The following is an 18,144-nucleotide window of genomic DNA, read 5'->3' as shown; positions in this document are numbered from 1 at the left end:
GGCAGTTTGTTTGCCAATGCTGGTCGCGACGGGGGTCGGAGGGCTACGGTCGGGGGATGAAACGGCTCTCGAGTGTTGATGCGGCGTTTTGGTCGGCCGAGACTGCGGGCTGGCACATGCATGTGGGCGCGCTCGCGATTTGCGACCCCAAGGACGCACCGGAATACAGCTTCCAGCGGCTGCGCGAACTGATCATCGAACGGCTGCCGGAACTGCCGCAGCTGCGATGGCGGGTCACCGGGGCGCCGCTCGGGCTGGACCGGCCATGGTTCGTCGAGGACGAGGACCTGGACCCCGATTTCCACATCCGGCGCATCGCCGTCCCGGCGCCCGGCGGCCGGCGCGAGCTCGAGGAACTGGTGGGCCGCTTGATGTCCTACAAGCTGGATCGCGCCCGGCCGCTGTGGGAGATGTGGGTTATCGAGGGCGTCGAGGGCGGCCGGGTCGCGTCGCTGACCAAGATGCATCACGCCATCGTCGACGGAGTCTCGGGCGCGGGCCTGGGTGAGATTCTCTTGGACGTCACGCCGGAACCGCGCCCGCCGCAACAGGAAACGGTGGGATCCCTGGTCGGCAACCGGATTCCGGGCATCGAGCGGCGGGCGGTGGGCGCCCTCATCAACATCGGCGTCAAGACGCCCTTCCGCATCGCCCGGCTGGTCGAGCAGACGGTGCGCCAGCAGATCGCCGCGCTCGGTGTGAGCGGCAGGCCCCCGCGCTATTTCGAAGCGCCCAAAACCCGGTTCAACGCGTCCGTATCGCCGCACCGGCGGATCACCGGCTGCCGCGTCGAACTGGCCCGGGCCAAGGCCGTCAAGGACGCCTACGGTGTCAAGCTCAACGATGTCGTGCTGGCGCTCGTGGCCGGCGCCGCCCGCGAATACCTGCAGAAGCGGGGCGAGCTGCCCGCCAAACCGCTGATCGCCCAGATCCCCGTCTCCACCCGCACCGACGAGAACAAGGACGACGTCGGCAACCAGGTGAGCTCGATGACCGTGTCGTTGGCCACCAACATCGAGGATCCCGCCGAACGGCTGCGGGCCATCCACCAGAGCACCCAGAACGCGAAGCTGATGGCCAAGGCGTTGTCGGCGCACCAGATCATGGGGCTGACCGAGACGACGCCGCCTGGCCTGCTCCAGCTGGCCGCCCGGGCCTACACCGCCAGCGGGCTGTCGCGAAACCTGGCCCCCATCAACCTCGTTGTGTCCAACGTGCCGGGACCGCCGTTCCCCCTGTACATGGCCGGCGCCAAGCTGGATTCCCTGGTGCCGCTAGGGCCGCCCGTCATGGACGTCGCCCTGAACATCACCTGCTTCTCCTACACCGACTATCTGGACTTCGGCTTCGTGACCACGCCCGAGGTGGCCAACGACATCGACGACATGGCCGACCGCATCGAGTCGGCGCTCACCGAACTGGAGAAGGCCGCCGCGGGGGTGTGAGGCGGGGGATCATCGACTGCTCGTCGAGCGTCACGCCAGTGTGACTGCCGACAGCGAGTGTCGCGCTAGCGTGACGCGCGTGTGGCCAACGCGGCTCGTACCCGGGCGATGATGTCGGCGGGGCGATCCCCCACCACCACTCGAATGACGAGCCAGCCCATTCGCTCGAGCGTCTCGCGCCGCCTGATGTCCCACGTGTACTGCCATCGATCCCGTCGATGTTGCTCGCCGTCGTACTCGGCCGCGACCTTGAAATCCTCCCAGCCCATGTCGAGGTAGTACGTTTGGTCGCCGAACTCGTCACTGACCGCAATCTGCGTTTGCGGGCGGGGCAGCCCCGCTCGGATCAGCACCAGCCGCACCCAGGTTTCCTTCGGCGACTGTGCGCCGGCGTCCGCGAGATCGATTGCATCGCGCGCCGATTGAATGCCCCGTCGACCCGGATACCGTTCAGCGAGCATCTGACACTCGGCCACCTTGCAGTCGGTCGCGCGCAGCAAGTCGTCGATCACGGCCACAGCGTCGTTCACCGGATGCCAGCACCCCAGGTCGACGGCAGTACGGGCCGGCGTCGTCACGGGAACACCGTCGATCAGCGTGAATTCTTCCTCTCTGAGGGGACCACTGTGAACCCGTAGTCCCGGCAACGGGTTTCTGTTGCTATGGAGAATCTCGAGCGGTGCCGTGGCGTCCACCCACCGGGCGCCAAGAACGGCGGCGGCCGACAGCCCCGCGATAATCCCTCGCCGACGCGACCACAGCCATGCCGCGCGGGCTCGGATGAGGGGAGTGAGTTCGGCGCCAGGATCGACATACACATCGCGGAACAACTTCCGGTAGTGCGTGCGCAAAGCGCTCTTGACGACTTCTCCATTCGAGACCGCCTCACTGCCAATGAAGGGCTCCACCATCGCGGCAGCGTCGCACACACCTCGACGAACGTCAGGTCACTGCGGCCCGGCTATCCACAGCCAGCCACGCTAGCGTGACGCTCGCGCTCGAAGGCCACGCTGGCGTGACGCTCGGCGCGATGGCACTGGGCGGGGCTCGCCGCCGTCGGCCCTAGTCGCGATTGGGCGGGTTCGTCGCGTACACCCACGACAAGAATCGGGCGACGGCCTCCGCGGACCGATGCGCTCGCGGGGAGCTGAAGATGTCGAAAGCGTGTTGCGCGTTGGGCAATCCGGCATAGGCGACCGGGGACTTCGACACCGCGCGCAGTTCCTCGATGAACTCCTGGGCCTCGCCGACGGGAATCAGCGAATCGTCGCAGCCGTGCAGAACGAAGAACGGCGGCGCGTCGGCCCGCAGCCGCCGGATCGGCGAGGCATCGACGTAGACGTCGCGGTGTGAGTCGTAATCCCGCTTCACCACGAACTTTTCGAGCAGGGAGACGAATTCGGGCCGCCCCTCACCCTCGGTGGAGAACCAGTCGTAGCGGCCGTAGATCGGGACGGCGGCCGCCACCGACGTGTCGGCGTCTTCGAAGCCCGGCTGGAACTTGGGGTCGTTGGGGGTCAGCGCCGCCAGCGCGCACAGGTGCCCGCCCGCGGATCCACCGGTGACCGCGACGAAGTCGGGGTCACCGCCGTAGTCGGCGATGTTCTCCTTGACCCACGCCAGCGCCCGTTTGACGTCGACGATGTGGTCGGGCCAGGTGTGGCGGGGGGAGACGCGGTAGCCGATGGACACACATACCCAGCCGCGGGCGGCCAGGTGGCTCATCAGCGGGTAGGCCTGCGGCCGGCGCATCCCGATCATCCACGCGCCGCCCGGAACCTGCAGCAGCACGGGCGCCTTCGCGTCGCGCGGGAGGTCGCGTCGGCGCCAGATGTCGGCGAGATTGGCGCGGCCGTTCGGGCCGTAGGACACCACGTTCGTCTTCTCGACGTACCGCCGGCGCGCCACGGTGTTGCCCAGCGGCAGGCTGCGCCGCCCGCTGCGCGTCGGCTTGGCGTGTGGCAGCTTGGCCAGCGCCTCCTCGTAGTCGTGGCCGAGCTGCTCGCGCAGGCCCGCCTCCAGCACCGGGCCCGGGGTCGTGACGCCGCGGTAGCGGATCACCCCCAGGATGGCCCACGACGCGGCCGTCATGGCCAGCGCCGCCTTGCCCCGTCGTCCCGCGAAATGGCCGCGCCGCGCGCGCCGCAGCGCGTCCACCAAGGAGACGGTGAAGTAAACGCCCGGCACCTCCGACGTCGGCCAGCCGAACCAGAAGACCAACACGGTGCTGTAACCCTTGCGAGCCAACGGCCGTAATCCGTTGGCGGCGTTGGCCAATTCCAGCGCGGCGCGCGCCAGCGGCCGGGGGCGGACCAGGCGGCGCATCACCCGTTGACCCGGGACTGCAGTTCGTTGCGCAAAATCTTGCCGGTGCTGCCGCGGGGGAGTTCGTCGAGAACGGTGATGTCGCGAGGCACCTTGTAGTTGGCCAGGTTTTCCCGGACGTGTTGTTTGAGGGTCTCGGGCGTGGCTTGGGCGCCGGCGCTCAGCACGACGAACGCCGCCAGGCGCTGCCCGTACTGCTCGTCGTCGACGCCGATCACCGCGGCCTCGACCACGTCGTGGTGTGCCGCCAGGATCTTCTCCACCTCGATCGGGTAGACGTTCTCGCCGCCGGAAACGATCATCTCGTCGTCGCGGCCCACCACGAACAGGCGGCCGGCCTCGTCCAGATAACCGACGTCGCCCGACGACATGAACCCGGCGTGGAAATCCTTGGTAGTGCCGGAGGTGTAGCCCTCGAACTGGGTGTCGTTGCGGACGTAGATGGTGCCGACCTCACCGGTGGGCAGCTCGTTGAAATCGCCGTCCAGGATCCGGATTTCGGTCCCGCCCGCCGGCCGGCCCGCGGTGTCGGGCGCCGCGCGCAGGTCTTCCGGGGTGGCGGTGGCGATCATGCCGGCCTCGGTGGCGTTGTAGTTGTTGTAGATCACGTCGCCGAACTCGTCCATGAAAGCGGTGACGACGTCGGGACGCATCCGCGAGCCGGAGGCCGCGGCGAACCGCAATGACTTGCAGCTGTAGCGCTTTCGCACCTCGGGCGGCAGCTCCATGATGCGGTCGAACATCACCGGAACCACCGCCAGGCCGGTCGCCTGGTGCCGGTCGATCAGGTCCAGCGTCGCCTCCGGGTCGAACTTGCGCCGGGTCACCACGGTGCACGCCATCGACGCCGCGAAGATCAACTGCGAAAAGCCCCAGGCGTGGAACATCGGCGCCACGACCACGACGGTCTCCTCGGCCCGCCACGGCGTGCGGTCCAGGATGGCCTTCAGCGTGCCGATGCCGGCGCTGCCCCCAGTTTGGTTCGCGCCCTTCGGCGTTCCGGTGGTGCCGGAGGTGAGCAGGATCATCCGGCCCTTGCGGTCGCCGCGCCGAGGCTGTTGCCCGGCGTGACCGGTGATGAGCTTTTCCACCGTCAGTTCATGCTGCCCACCGGTCCACGCCACGATGCGGGTGGCCTCGGGTTTGTCGGCCAGCGCTCGATCCACCGTCTCGGTGAACTCTTCGTCGTAGATGACGGCGTCGACGCCTTCGCGGTTGACCACCTCGGCGAGCGCGGGGCCGGCGAACGACGTGTTCAGCAGCACGACGTCGGAGCCGAGCCGGTTGACGGCCACCACGGACTCGACGAAGCCGCGGTGGTTGCGGCACATGATTCCGACGACCTTGGGTTGGCCGGCGGGCAGGTCCTGCAGCGCCGCGGCGAGGGCGTTGATGCGCTCGTCGAGCTGCCGCCAGGTCAGCGTGCCGAGTTCGTCGATCAGGCCCGGCCGGTCCGGGCAGCGTTGCGCCGCACTGGCGAAGCCCACCGTCATTCCCAGTCCCTCACGGCGCATGGCCGAGGCGATCTTCAGGTAGCGGTCGGGTCGCATCGGCGCGATCATGCCGGCGCGGCGCAGTGTGGAGATGACGCCGAGGGCGTCGCTGATCGGACCCAGAGGAGAAGCCACGGGTCAGCCCAGGATCGGGAAGCGTCGCTTGGCGGCCAGGTCCTTGAGGGCCCGCTGCATCACCGACCGCACGTACTCGTCGACCTCGTCGACGTCCGGGTCGTCACCGAACCGTGCGGCGATGTCGATCGGCTCGAGCACCTGGGTCACGATCTTGGTGGGCAGCGGCAGGTTGGGCGGGATCACCGCGCTGAAGCCGAACGGGAAGCCGAACGACAGCGGCAGGATGGCGCTGCGCAACAGCCGCTTGATGCCGAGCCGCTCGGCCAACCAGGTGCCGCGCGACAGGTAGAGCTGCGTCTCCTGTCCACCGATGGACACCGCGGGCACGATGGGAACGCCGGCCTCGATCGCCGTCCTGACGTATCCCTTGCGGCCGTCGAAGTCGATGACGTTCTCCGAGAGCGTGGGCCGGTACGCGTCGTAGTCCCCGCCCGGGAAGACGATCACCACCCCACCGGACCGCAGGGCCTGGGCCGCGTTCTCCCGGTTGGCCCGGATGTATCCGGTGCGCCGGAAGAACTCCCCGGTGGGGCCGGTCATCAGGATGTCGTGGCTCAGCGTGTAGACCGGACGGTCGTAGCCGAACTTCTCGTAGAAGTGGACGGTGAAGATCGGGACGTCCATCGGGAACATGCCGCCCGAATGGTTTCCGACGACCAGCGCACCGCCGGGCGGGAACGACCCCAGGCCGTGCACCTCCGAGCGGAAGTAGGTCTTCAGGACCGGGCGCATCACGCCCATCAGACGCTGGGTCAAGACGGGGTCGAATTTGCCGATGTCGCCAACATCGGGGTGATCGTCGTCGGTCACGTTCCTCCCTTGACGCTCCCGCGAGGCTGCCTCGGGTCTGAAGAGCCGCGTCGAATTCCTCGATGGTAGCGACCGGGGTGCGCCGGCCGTCATAGTGTTTCTCTTTGCCCCTTCTGGGGATATGGTGCGGGCGGCGCGTGGGCGCTATTGTTACGTCGCCTTCAGTGAAATCTGTCAGAAACGGGAACCCGATGGACGTTGCCGGTCTGTCCCCAGAGCGCAGCGCCCGCTCGGGTGGGGCACGCAGGATTAGCTCCCGTGACCATCGTGGCCGCCGGCCCCACGCCAGCGTGGCCCGTCCCGAATCGCAGGCATCCGCGCCGTCGGTACCGGCCGCCGACCGACCGGCCGGAGACGCCGGTCCGGCCGCCCCCGACGCGGCCGACCAACGCCAGGCCGACTACTTCGTGCGGGTGCTCTCCCAGAACCGCAGGCTCATCGAGCAGCGGCTCGACGACTACCAGAAGGCGATCGTGACCGCGCAAGCGGGCGGCGACGTGGATGCCGTCTGCAACCTTCGGCGCATGGCGCGGATCGAGGAACAGGATCGCGACGATCTCGACGGCATGCTCGAGCGGTTGCGCAGCCGCTTCGCCCGCCGGGCGCAGGCCGAGCAGGCCCTTTCCCCGCGCCACCGCCCCGCCGTCCGGTAGCAATTCGCTTACCGCGCAGCGGTTTACGTCGCCCGAGACGCCCGCCGACGGGCTGAGCCTTCCGAATCGGCCACGCCCGCACCGCGGTGCCGATACATTTGACGGGCCAACTGGTTTCCTCCCACACCGAACGAGGCCGCCATGGGATTCATGAGCCCTGACCTTCCTGACGTCGATCGCAACACCTGGCCCACACTGCCCCGGGCCACCCGACTGCAGGTCGTGACGCGGCATTGGGCGGAACACGGCTTCGGGACACCGTATGCCGTGTATCTGCTGTACCTGATCAAGATCGCCCTGTACATCGCCGTCCCCGCCGCGATCATCTCGCTGACCCCGGGCCTCGGCGGGCTCGGCCGCATCGCCGACTGGTGGACGCAGCCGATCGTCTACCAGAAGGTCATCGTCTTCACGCTGCTGTTCGAAGTGGTGGGCCTGGGTTGTGGGTCCGGCCCGCTGACTGGGCGGTTCATGCCGCCCATCGGCGGAATCTTGTACTGGCTGCGGCCCAACACGATTCGGTTACCCCCGTGGCCTGCAAAGGTGCCGTTCACCGCCGGTGACAGCCGCACCGTCGTCGATGTTGCGCTGTACGCAATCGTTTTGGCCGGCGGGGTGTGGGCGCTGCTGTCGCCCGGCCACGGCGGGCCGGTCACCGCGGCCGGCGACGTTGGCCTGATCGACCCCGTCCACGTCATCCCGACGATCATCGCGCTGGCGGTGCTGGGCCTGCGCGACAAGACGATTTTCCTGGCCGCGCGTGGCGAGCACTACTGGCTCAAGCTGTTCGTGTTCTTCTTCCCGTTTACCGATCAGATCGCGGCATACAAGCTCATCATGCTGTTGTTGTGGTGGGGCGCCGCAACATCCAAGCTCAACCACCACTTCCCGTATGTGGTGTCGGTGATGACGAGCAATAATGCGCTGCTGCGGCCCAAACTGTTCAGCCCGATCAAGCACATGCTGTACCGCGACCACATCAACGATCTGCGTCCGACCTGGTTGCCGAAGATGATGGCCCACGTCGGCGGCACCACAGCCGAATTCGTGGTTCCGACGGTGCTGGTGTTCTTCGCCGCCGATCACCCGTGGCGGTGGTTCCTGATCGGATTTATGGTGATCTTCCACCTCAACATCATTTCCAACCTCCCGATGGGAGTTCCGTTGGAGTGGAACGTCTTCTTCATCTTCTCGCTTTTCTTTCTGTTCGGGCACTACGCGTCGATCCAGGCCACCGACCTGCGTTCGCCGCTGCTGTGGGCCCTCATCATCGCCGCGCTGGCAATCGTGATCGCGGGAAACATGTTCCCCCAAAAGATTTCGTTCCTCCCCGCGATGAGGTATTACGCCGGCAACTGGGCCTCCAGCGTGTGGTGCTTCCGCACCGGCGCGGAGGAGAGGATCGAGGCCGAGATCGTCAAGAGCTCCGCCCTCGTCGTCAACCAGCTGGCCCGGCTCTACGACCCCGAGACCGCGGAGATCATGGCGGACAAGACCGCCGCCTTCCGGGCCATGCACTTGCACGGCCGCGCGCTCAACGCCCTGGTGCCTCGCGCCCTGGGGGGAGAGGCCGGCGAAGCCAATTACAAGATCCGCGAGGGCGAAATCGTCGCGGGGCCGCTCGTCGGCTGGAACTTCGGAGAGGGCCATCTGCATAACGAGCAGCTGCTCGAAGCCGTGCAGCGCCGTTGCCACTTCGAGGACGGCGACGTGCGGGTGATCGTGCTTGAGGGACAGCCCATCCACATCCAGAAGCAGTGGTACCGCATCTTCGACGGCAAGGCTGGACTGATCGAGGAAGGCTATGTCAACGTCGAGGACATGCTCGCCCGCCAGCCGTGGCCGGAGCCCGGTGACGAGTTGCCCGTGCATGTGACAGATCGGCGCAACGCCCCATGACCCGAGCAGTCGTCGTAGGCGCCGGCCCGAACGGCATGGCCGCGGCGATCCACCTCGCTCGGCACGGCGTCGACGTCCAGGTGCTCGAGGCGCGCGACACCGTGGGCGGGGGAGCCCGCTCGGGCGAACTGACGAGGCCCGGCGTCATCCACGACCACTGCTCGGCGTTTCACCCGCTGGGCGTCGGTTCGCCGTTGTGGAAGGAAATCGACCTGCAGCGCTACGGGCTGCGGTGGAAGTGGCCGGAGATCGACTGCGCCCACCCGCTCGACGACGGCAGCGCCGGCGTGCTGCATCACTCGATCGACGAGACGGTGGCCCGCATGGGACCCGACGGCAGCCGCTGGAGGCGGGCGATCGGCGACCTGGCGGCGGGGTTCGACGAGCTGGCCGAGGATCTCATGGGCCCGGTGCTGGGCATCCCGCGTCACCCGCTTCGCCTGGTCGGCTTCGGACCACGCGCGCTGCTGCCGGCCACGACCATGGCCCGCTGGTTTCGCACCGAGCAGGCGCGCGCGTTGTTCGGCGGCGCCGCGGCCCACGTCTTCACCCGGCTGGACCGCCCGCTGACCGCGTCGCTGGGGCTGATGATCCTGGCCAGCGGGCACCGCTACGGCTGGCCCGTCGCCGAAGGGGGGTCCGGGTCGATCAGCCGGGCGCTGGCGGCCGCCCTCGAGGAACACGGCGGCTCGGTGGCCACCGGGGTGACCGTCGCGAGCCGCAAGGACATTCCCGATGCCGACATCGTGATGCTCGACCTCAGCCCGGCGGCGGCGCTGGGCATCTACGGCGACGCCATGCCGCGCCGGATTCGGCGGTCGTACCAGCGCTACCGCGAGGGCTCGTCGGCGTTCAAGGTCGACTTCGCCATCGAGGGCGACATCCCGTGGACGAACCCCGACTGCGCCCGGGCCGGCACCGTGCACCTCGGCGGCACGTTCGCCGAGACGGCGGACACCGAACGCCAACGCGCACAGGGCAGGATGGTCGACCGTCCCTTCGTGCTGGTCGGCCAGCAATACCGGGCCGACCCGTCCCGCTCGGCGGGCAACGTCAACCCGATCTGGGCGTACGCGCACGTGCCGTTCGGCTATGACGGCGACGCCACCGCCGCCGTGGTCGCCCAGATCGAGCGGTTCGCCCCCGGCTTTCGCGACCGCGTCCTGGCGACGGTCAGCAAGGGGACCGCCGAACTGCAGGCCTACAACGCCAATTTCATCGGCGGCGACATCATCGGCGGGGCCAACGACGGGCTCCAGGTCATCTTCCGCCCGCGCATCGCCGTCGACCCCTACGCGATCGGGGTGCCGGGCGTCTACCTGTGTTCGCAGTCCACCCCGCCGGGCGCCGGCATCCACGGCCTGTGCGGCTATCACGCCGCCGAGTCGGCGCTGAGGTGGCTGCGGAAGACGCGCCGCGACTGACGTCACATAGTCCGCGGGAACCGGGGCGGCAACGCCCATGTTGCTCATCTAGGCTGACCAGGAGCGCGTATTCAGCCGACAGACATCAGAAGACAGGGAGAGATCAGTGACGGTCCGAGTAGGTATCAACGGCTTCGGTCGAATCGGACGCAACTTCTACCGGGCCCTGCTGGCCCAGCAGGAGCAGGGCACCGCCGACCTCGAGGTGATCGCGGTCAACGACATCACCGACAACCACACACTGGCGCACCTGCTCAAATTCGACTCGATCCTGGGCCGGCTGCCTTACGACGTCAGCCTGGAAGGCCAGGACACCATCGTTGTGGGCCCGCACAAGATCAAGGCGCTCGAGGTCCGCGAGGGCCCGGCGGCGTTGCCGTGGGGCGAGCTGGGTGTCGACGTCGTCGTGGAGTCCACCGGGCTGTTCACCAACGCGGCCAAGGCCAAGGGCCACCTGGACGCCGGCGCCAAGAAGGTGATCATCTCCGCGCCGGCCACCGACGAGGACATCACCATCGTGCTGGGCGTCAACGACGACAAGTACGACGGCAGCCAGAACATCATCTCCAACGCCTCCTGCACGACGAACTGCCTGGCCCCGGTCACCAAGGTGCTGCAGGACGAGTTCGGCATCGTCAAGGGCCTGATGACCACCATCCACGCCTACACCCAGGACCAGAACCTGCAGGACGGACCGCACAAGGACCTGCGCCGGGCGCGCGCCGCCGCGCTGAACATCGTGCCGACCTCGACCGGCGCCGCCAAGGCCATCGGGCTGGTGATGCCCGAGCTCAAGGGCAAGTTGGACGGCTATGCGCTGCGGGTGCCGATTCCCACCGGCTCGGTGACCGACCTGACCGTCGAGCTGGCCAAGTCGGCCAGCGCCGAGGAGATCAACGCGGTATTCAAGGCCGCCGCCGAGGGCAGGCTGAAGGGCATCCTGAAGTACTACGACGCCCCGATCGTCTCCAGTGACATCGTCACCGATCCGCACAGCTCGATCTTCGACTCCGGCCTGACCAAGGTGATCGACAACCAGGCCAAGGTGGTGTCCTGGTACGACAACGAGTGGGGCTATTCCAACCGCCTCATCGACCTCGTCGCGCTGGTCGGCAAGTCGCTGTAGTCGTGGCCGTTCCGAACCTCTCAGACCTTCTGGCCGAAGGGGTTTCGGGTCGTGGCGTGCTGGTGCGCTCCGACCTGAACGTCCCGCTCGACGAGGAGGGTGCGATCACCGACCCGGGCCGGATCACCGCGTCGGTGCCGACGTTGCAGGCGCTGGTCGACGCGGGGGCCAAGGTGGTGGTCACCGCGCACCTCGGACGGCCGAAGAACGGGCCCGACCCGAAGTTGTCGCTGGCACCGGTCGCCGCGGCCCTCGGTGAGCAGCTCGGCCGGCACGTGCAGCTGGCCGGTGACGTCGTCGGCGGCGACGCGCTGGCCCGGGCCGAGGGACTCACGGACGGTGACGTCCTGCTGCTGGAGAACATCCGCTTCGATCCGCGCGAAACCAGCAAGGACGACGGGGAGCGACTCGCGCTCGCCCGTGAACTCGCCGAATTGGTCTCGCCCGGAGGCGCTTTCGTCTCCGACGGCTTCGGGGTGGTACACCGCAAGCAGGCCTCGGTGTACGACGTGGCCACGCTGCTGCCGCACTACGCGGGCAAGCTGGTGGCCGAGGAGATCGCGGTCTTGGAGCAGCTGACCAACTCCACCGAGCGGCCCTACGCCGTGGTGCTCGGCGGGTCGAAGGTGTCCGACAAGCTCGGCGTCATCGAATCGCTGGCGACCAAGGCGGACAGCATCGTGATCGGCGGCGGGATGTGCTTCACTTTCCTTGCCGCACAGGGATATTCGGTGGGCAAGTCGCTGCTCGAAGAAGAGATGGTGGACACCTGCCGCAACCTGCTGGAGACCTACGCCGACGTGTTGCGGCTGCCCGGCGACATCGTCGTGACCGAGAAGTTCGCCGCCGATTCCCCGCCACAGTTCGTGGCCGCCAACGCGATTCCCGACGAGCTGATCGGCTTGGACATCGGCCCGGGGTCGGTGAAACGGTTCGCCGCGTTGCTGTCGAACGCCAGGACCATTTTCTGGAACGGCCCGATGGGCGTGTTCGAGTTCCCGGCGTACGCCGCCGGCACCCGGGGCATCGCCGAGGCGATCGTCACGGCGACCGGGAAAGGGGCGTTCAGCGTTGTCGGTGGTGGTGACTCCGCCGCCGCGGTCCGCGCGCTGAAGATCCCGGAGGACGCCTTTTCGCACATCTCCACCGGCGGGGGCGCGTCCCTGGAATACCTTGAGGGCAAAGCGCTGCCCGGCATCGAAGTGCTCGGTCAGCCGCAGCCAAGTGGAGGGGACGCGTGAGCCGCAAGCCGCTGATCGCCGGCAACTGGAAGATGAACCTCAACCACTTCGAGGCGATCGCGTTGGTGCAGAAGATCGCGTTCGCGCTGCCCGACAAGTACTACGACAAGGTCGACGTCACCGTCTTGCCGCCCTTCACCGACCTGCGCAGCGTGCAGACCCTGGTCGACGGGGACAAGCTGCGGCTGACCTACGGCGGCCAGGACCTGTCCCAGCACGACTCGGGCGCCTACACCGGTGACATCAGCGGGGCGTTTCTGGCCAAGCTGGGCTGCAGCTTCGTCGTGGTCGGCCACTCCGAGCGGCGCACCTACCACAACGAGGACGACGCGCTGGTGGCCGCCAAGGCGGCCGCGGCGCTCAAGCACGAGCTGACCCCGATCGTGTGCATCGGCGAGCACCTGGACGTCCGCGAGGCCGGCGGCCACGTCGCTCACTGCGAGGAGCAGCTGCGCGGCTCGCTGGCCGGGCTGTCGGCCGAGCAGATCGGCTCGGTCGTCATCGCCTACGAGCCCGTGTGGGCGATTGGCACCGGCCGGGTGGCCAGCGCCGCCGACGCCCAGGAGGTGTGCGCCGCGATCCGTACGGAGTTGGCCTCGCTGGCCTCGCCGCAGGTCGCCGACGCCGTGCGGGTGCTCTACGGCGGCTCGGTGAACGCCAAGAACATCGGCGACCTCATCGCCCGCGACGACATCGACGGCGCGCTGGTCGGCGGGGCCTCGCTGGATGGCGAGCAGTTCGCGACGCTGGCCGCGATCGCCGCCGGCGGGCCGCTTCCCTAGGGCCGCCTCAGCCGCGGCGGGAGTCGACGCGGAGATGTGCGGTAAGCACGATGTCGTCGTAGGCGGATCGGAGCGGGTGATCGTCTCGCCGTGACAGTGCCGGGAATTCGCTCACGATCTGCCGCGCCAGCGGCCGCAACTTGACGTTGTTCTCCTGGGACCGCCACTGCAGCAACGTGAACGCCGTCGGCTCGGTGATGCCGTAGACAACCATCAACATCCCCTTGGCCTGTTCGATGACTGCGCGGTTCTTGCTGAACTTCTGCACCTCGACGTCGATGGCTTGCCGTAGTTCGACGCCCGAGGGCGTCACGTCGAGGTAGAAACCCTCCGTACCAACCACGTTGCGCGCCGTGTCGAAGATCTGGTTGGCGACCACGACCACGTGGTGGATGTCGCCGTACGTGTCGACGATGCGATGCCGGGTGCTGAATGAGCCATGGTTGCGCCGGATGTCATCGAGGGTCGCCGCGATCTCGTTGCGGTCGTCGGGATGCTTGTGCGCAAGCACCAGCTCGGTTGTCGGCGTCACGCTGCCCGGTTCGTAGCCGTGCAGCTGCTGCACCTGCTCGGACCACTCCCAGCGCTCGCCCTCGAAATAGAAGCGGAACGCGCCCATCCGTTGCGGGGAACCACCCGCCAACGCCTGAAAAACCGCATCCTCGTTCAGCTCGCCGGATTCCGTCGTCATCGCCACTCCCGGTGTTTGGCATGTGGCAAAGATGCGGTGGGTGGACAGCGGCCGTTGCGATGTGCCACTGCGAGAATCCGGCCCTGCACCCGGCGACCGGGACTTTCTGTGACTGATCTTCACACTAAAGCGGCCTGACGGCAAGAGCGATTGGTGGTGACGGCGGCGGGCCGTCTGCCGCCCGGTATGCTGCCTGTCATGGAGTTGGCCCTGCAGATCACCCTGGTGGTCACCAGCGTGCTGGTGGTGTTGCTGGTGCTGCTGCACCGCGCCAAGGGTGGCGGCCTGTCGACCTTGTTCGGCGGCGGTGTGCAGTCCAGCCTTTCCGGCTCGACGGTGGTGGAGAAGAACCTGGACCGGTTGACGCTGTTCATCACCGGCATCTGGCTGGTGTCCATCATCGGGGTCGCCCTGTTGATCAAGTACCGGTGACCCGTCGGCGGGCGGACCACGTGATCCGCACCGATACTGGGACACATGGTTGACGTTTCCGACATCGCGCTCGAACCGATCGGCGCCGTGCAACGTACGCTGGTCGGCCGCGAGGCGACCGAGCCGATGCGCGCCGACATCAGGCTCCTGGGCGCCATCCTCGGCGACACCGTGCGTGAGCAGAACGGGAACGAGGTCTTCGACCTCGTGGAACGGGCCCGGGTCGAATCGTTTCGGGTGCGCCGCTCCGAGATCGACCGGGCCGAGCTGGCCCGGATGTTCGACGGCATCGACATTCACCAAGCGATCCCCGTCATCCGCGCGTTCAGCCACTTCGCGCTGCTGGCCAACGTGGCCGAGGACATCCACCGCGAGCGCCGCCGCGCCATCCACGTCGCCGCAGGCGAGCCGCCGCAGGACAGCAGCCTAGCCGCGACGTACGCGAAACTCGATGGCGCCGAACTCGATTCGGCCACGGTCGCCGACGCGCTGCGCGGGGCCCTGATATCCCCGGTGATCACCGCCCACCCCACCGAAACCCGGCGGCGCACCGTCTTCGTCACCCAGCACCGGATCACCCAGCTGATGCGGTTGCACGCGGAGGGGCACACCGAAACAGATGACGGCCGCGACATCGAGCGAGAGTTGCGCCGCCAGGTGCTCACCCTGTGGCAGACCGCGCTGATCCGGTTATCGCGGCTGCAGATCACCGACGAGATCGAGGTCGGATTGCGCTACTACGCCGCCGCGTTCTTCCAGGTCATCCCGCAGGTCAACGCGGAGGTCCGAGACGCCCTGCGGAAGCGCTGGCCCGACACCGATCTGCTGGCCGCGCCGATCCTGCGGCCCGGTTCCTGGATCGGCGGTGACCGCGACGGCAACCCGAACGTGACGGGTGAGGTGGTCCGACAGGCCACCGGCAGCGCCGCGTTCACCGCGCTGTCCCACTACCTGGAGGAACTCACCGCCCTCGAGCAGGACCTGTCGATGTCGGCGCGGCTCGTCCCCGTCACCCCCGCGCTGGCCGAACTGGCCGAGGGCTGCGCCGAATCGGCCCGCGCCGACGAGCCGTACCGGCGGGCGGTGCGGGTCATCCGGGCCCGGCTCACCGCCACGGGGGCCGAGATCCTGGACCGCCAACCCCAGCACGAACTGGACCTCGGCCTGGCACCGTATTCCACGCCGGCCGAACTGCAGGCGGACCTCGACACGATCGACGCGTCGCTGCGCGCCCACGGTAGCGCGCTGCTGGCCGAGGACCGTCTGGCCCTGCTGCGAGAAGGCGTGAGCGTCTTCGGGTTTCACTTGAGTGGCCTCGATTTGCGGCAGAACTCCGACGTGCACGAAGAGGTGGTGGGGGAGCTGCTGGCGTGGGCCGGGGTGCATCCGGACTACGTCTCGCTGCCCGAGGACGAGCGCGTCACGCTGCTGGCGGACGAACTGGGCACCCGCCGTCCACTGGTCGGTGACCGCGCGCAGCTGTCCGACCTGGCGCGCAAGGAGCTCGAGGTCATCGGCGCCGCGACGCACGCCGCCGGGCGCTACGGCCCGGCGGCCGTCCCGAACTACGTCATCTCGATGTGCCGCTCGGTGTCCGACGTCTTGGAGGTGGCGATCCTGCTGAAAGAGGCTGGGCTGCTGGACGCTTCCGGGCCGGAACCGTACTGTCCGGTGGCCATCTCGCCGCTCTTCGAGACGATCGACGATCTGCACAACGGGGCGGACATCCTGCATTCGATGCTGGAGCTTCCGCTGTACCGGGCGGTCGTCGACGCCCAGGGCGGTTGCCAGGAGGTGATGCTCGGCTATTCCGATTCGAACAAGGACGGCGGTTACCTGGCCTCCAGCTGGGCGGTCTACCGCGCCGAGCTGGCTTTGGTCGAGGTGGCCCGCAAAGCGGGAATCCGCTTGCGGCTCTTCCACGGTCGCGGCGGCACCGTGGGCCGCGGCGGCGGGCCCAGCTATCAGGCCATCCTGGCGCAGCCCCCGGGCGCGGTGAACGGCTCGCTGCGGCTCACCGAGCAGGGCGAGGTGATCGCCGCCAAGTACGCCGAACCGCAGGCGGCGCGGCGCAACCTGGAGAGCTTGGTCGCGGCCACGCTGGAGTCGACGCTGCTCGACGTCGAGGGCCTGGGCGACGCTGCGGAGCCGGCCTACGCGGTGCTCGACGAAGTGGCCACCCTGGCGCAACGCGCCTACGCCGAATTGGTACACGACACACCGGGTTTCGTCGAGTACTTCATGGCCTCCACCCCGGTCAGCGAGATCGGTTCGCTGAACATCGGCAGCCGCCCGACGTCGCGCAAACCCACCTCGTCGATCTCGGATCTGCGCGCCATCCCGTGGGTGCTGGCCTGGAGCCAGTCGCGGGTCATGCTCCCGGGGTGGTACGGCACCGGGTCCGCGTTCGAGCAGTGGATCGCGGCGGGCCCGGAGAGCGAAGACGAGCGGGTGGCGATCCTGCACGAGCTCTACGAGCGGTGGCCGTTCTTCCGCAGCGTGTTGTCCAACATGGCGCAGGTGCTGGCCAAGAGCGACCTCGGCCTGGCGGCCCGGTACGCGGAGCTGGTCGACGATGAGGAACTGCGGCACCGGGTTTTCGACAAGATCGTCGACGAGCACCGGCGAACCATCGCGATGCACAAGCTCATCACAGGCCAGGACGACCTGCTCGCCGACAACCCCGCACTGGCGCGTTCGGTGTTCAACCGCTTCCCCTACCTGGAGCCGCTGAACCACCTTCAGGTGGAATTGCTGCGGCGCTACCGCTCCGGCGACGACGACGAGCTGGTGCAGCGCGGCATCCTGCTCACGATGAACGGGTTGGCCAGCGCGTTACGGAACAGTGGGTGACGGGCATTCGTAAGGCATGCCGGACATCGCGTCGCCCGTCACCGCGGCTCAGGTTGCCCAGAACGGCGTCTTCGAACGACTCGCGCGCGTCGGGTACGTCGTCAACGGGATACTGCACCTGATCGTCGGCTACCTCGCCATCCGGGTCGCGTGCGGAGACGGCGGCACCGCCGACCAAACCGGCGCCCTCGCGACGCTGGCGGCCAAGCCGGGCGGCCCGCTCGCGCTCTGGATCGCCACCGCCGCGCTGCTGGCGATGGGCCTGTGGCGGCTCGTCGAATGCTTCCTCGGCCGATCGTGTGACCGCGAGTCGGAGGGCCCGTCGTCGGATGCGTCGTCGCGGTTGAAGGCGTTGGGCCTGGCGGCGGTCTACCTGGCTTTCGCCTATTCCGCGTTCGGCTTCGCCCGCGGCGCGGGCAGGCAGGCGGACCAACAGAATTCGGGCATCAGCGCGCGCCTGATGGAGACGACCGGTGGCACCATCGCGCTGATCGGGTGCGGCGTGGTCATCGTCGCGGTCGGTTGCTACCACATCTACAAGGGAGCCAGCCGAAACTTCGTCGACGACCTCCGCGGCAAGTCCGGTGAGGTGGTGCGCCGGCTCGGCGTGGCCGGGTATGTCGGCAAGGGAATCGTGCTCACGCTGACGGGCGCGTTGGTGATCGTCGCCGCGTGCCGCTCGGAGCCCAAGAAGGCCACCGGCCTCGACGGCGCGTTGAAGACCCTCGGGGCCCAGCACTTCGGGGCGGCGCTGTTGATCGCCGCTGCGATCGCGCTCATCACCTACGGGCTGTACAGCTTCGTGATGGCCCGCTCGACCAAGATGTAGCGC

15 protein-coding genes are annotated in these 18,144 nt (G+C 68.1%); 10 read left to right on the top strand and 5 right to left on the bottom strand.

The features are described from left to right. Positions 1 to 56 precede the first annotated feature (56 nt). Positions 57 to 1,445, top strand: a complete 1,389-nt coding sequence (locus tag BRW65_RS06970) for a WS/DGAT/MGAT family O-acyltransferase (protein WP_073872664.1) — start codon at positions 57 to 59, stop codon at positions 1,443 to 1,445. Positions 1,446 to 1,510: 65 nt separating this feature from the next. On the opposite strand, the gene BRW65_RS06965 is transcribed toward BRW65_RS06970, so the two are convergent. The 4 genes from BRW65_RS06965 to BRW65_RS06950 form a co-directional block, all read right to left on the bottom strand. Next, a complete protein-coding gene (locus BRW65_RS06965; protein ID WP_073872662.1) occupies positions 1,511 to 2,356 on the bottom strand; it encodes a DUF559 domain-containing protein in 846 nt (281 codons plus the stop codon). A gap of 151 nt (positions 2,357 to 2,507) precedes the next feature. Then, positions 2,508 to 3,770 (bottom strand): alpha/beta hydrolase, encoded by a 1,263-nt coding sequence (locus BRW65_RS06960; RefSeq protein WP_073872660.1) that lies wholly within the window; start codon positions 3,768 to 3,770, stop codon positions 2,508 to 2,510. Next, the gene (fadD12, locus tag BRW65_RS06955; protein WP_073873013.1) at positions 3,770 to 5,377 is read right to left on the bottom strand and encodes an acyl-CoA ligase FadD12; all 1,608 of its coding nucleotides are present in this window, start codon (positions 5,375 to 5,377) and stop codon (positions 3,770 to 3,772) included. Before fadD12 ends, BRW65_RS06960 begins: the two co-directional genes overlap by 1 nt. Before the next feature lie 24 nt (positions 5,378 to 5,401). Continuing rightward, positions 5,402 to 6,142 carry a lysophospholipid acyltransferase family protein gene (locus BRW65_RS06950; RefSeq protein WP_244168021.1) on the bottom strand — a complete coding sequence of 247 codons (741 nt, stop codon included), beginning with the start codon at positions 6,140 to 6,142 and terminating at the stop codon, positions 5,402 to 5,404. A 359-nt stretch (positions 6,143 to 6,501) separates the two neighbouring features. Here BRW65_RS06950 and BRW65_RS06945 point away from each other — a divergent pair, with 359 nt between their 5' ends. From BRW65_RS06945 to tpiA, 6 genes are all read left to right on the top strand, one after another. After that, positions 6,502 to 6,864: a hypothetical protein gene (locus BRW65_RS06945; protein WP_244168011.1), complete on the top strand. Its 363-nt coding sequence runs from the start codon at positions 6,502 to 6,504 to the stop codon at positions 6,862 to 6,864. A gap of 141 nt (positions 6,865 to 7,005) precedes the next feature. Then, positions 7,006 to 8,763, top strand: a complete 1,758-nt coding sequence (locus BRW65_RS06940) for a DUF3556 domain-containing protein (RefSeq protein WP_073872654.1) — start codon at positions 7,006 to 7,008, stop codon at positions 8,761 to 8,763. Next, a complete protein-coding gene (locus tag BRW65_RS06935; protein WP_073872652.1) occupies positions 8,760 to 10,187 on the top strand; it encodes a phytoene desaturase family protein in 1,428 nt (475 codons plus the stop codon). The genes BRW65_RS06940 and BRW65_RS06935 overlap by 4 nt, the downstream gene beginning before the upstream one ends. 106 nt (positions 10,188 to 10,293) lie before the next feature. Further along, positions 10,294 to 11,313: a type I glyceraldehyde-3-phosphate dehydrogenase gene (gap, locus tag BRW65_RS06930; protein WP_073872650.1), complete on the top strand. Its 1,020-nt coding sequence runs from the start codon at positions 10,294 to 10,296 to the stop codon at positions 11,311 to 11,313. A 2-nt stretch (positions 11,314 to 11,315) separates the two neighbouring features. Next, positions 11,316 to 12,554, top strand: coding sequence for a phosphoglycerate kinase (locus BRW65_RS06925; RefSeq protein WP_073872646.1), 1,239 nt, complete (start codon positions 11,316 to 11,318; stop codon positions 12,552 to 12,554). After that, positions 12,551 to 13,336, top strand: a complete 786-nt coding sequence (gene tpiA / locus BRW65_RS06920; protein WP_073872644.1) for a triose-phosphate isomerase — start codon at positions 12,551 to 12,553, stop codon at positions 13,334 to 13,336. Before BRW65_RS06925 ends, tpiA begins: the two co-directional genes overlap by 4 nt. A gap of 7 nt (positions 13,337 to 13,343) precedes the next feature. Here tpiA and BRW65_RS06915 read toward each other — a convergent pair whose 3' ends face one another. After that, the gene (locus tag BRW65_RS06915; protein WP_073872642.1) at positions 13,344 to 14,027 is read right to left on the bottom strand and encodes a PAS and ANTAR domain-containing protein; all 684 of its coding nucleotides are present in this window, start codon (positions 14,025 to 14,027) and stop codon (positions 13,344 to 13,346) included. 198 nt (positions 14,028 to 14,225) lie between these two features. On the opposite strand from BRW65_RS06915, the gene secG reads away from it, so the two are divergent. The 3 genes from secG to BRW65_RS06900 are packed head-to-tail and all read left to right on the top strand — an operon-like array spanning position 14,226 to position 18,141. Beyond that, entirely contained in the window at positions 14,226 to 14,459 is a 234-nt protein-coding gene (gene secG, locus BRW65_RS06910; protein WP_040624202.1) for a preprotein translocase subunit SecG, read from the top strand. 45 nt (positions 14,460 to 14,504) lie between these two features. After that, positions 14,505 to 17,312 carry a phosphoenolpyruvate carboxylase gene (ppc, locus tag BRW65_RS06905; protein WP_073872640.1) on the top strand — a complete coding sequence of 936 codons (2,808 nt, stop codon included), beginning with the start codon at positions 14,505 to 14,507 and terminating at the stop codon, positions 17,310 to 17,312. Positions 17,313 to 17,328: 16 nt separating this feature from the next. Then, the gene (locus BRW65_RS06900) at positions 17,329 to 18,141 is read left to right on the top strand and encodes a DUF1206 domain-containing protein (RefSeq protein WP_073872638.1); all 813 of its coding nucleotides are present in this window, start codon (positions 17,329 to 17,331) and stop codon (positions 18,139 to 18,141) included. Positions 18,142 to 18,144 lie beyond the last annotated feature (3 nt).

This window comes from Mycobacterium paraffinicum, assembly GCF_001907675.1.
Lineage (GTDB): Bacteria > Actinomycetota > Actinomycetes > Mycobacteriales > Mycobacteriaceae > Mycobacterium > Mycobacterium paraffinicum_A.
This window is presented reverse-complemented; position numbering and strand designations above follow the sequence as displayed.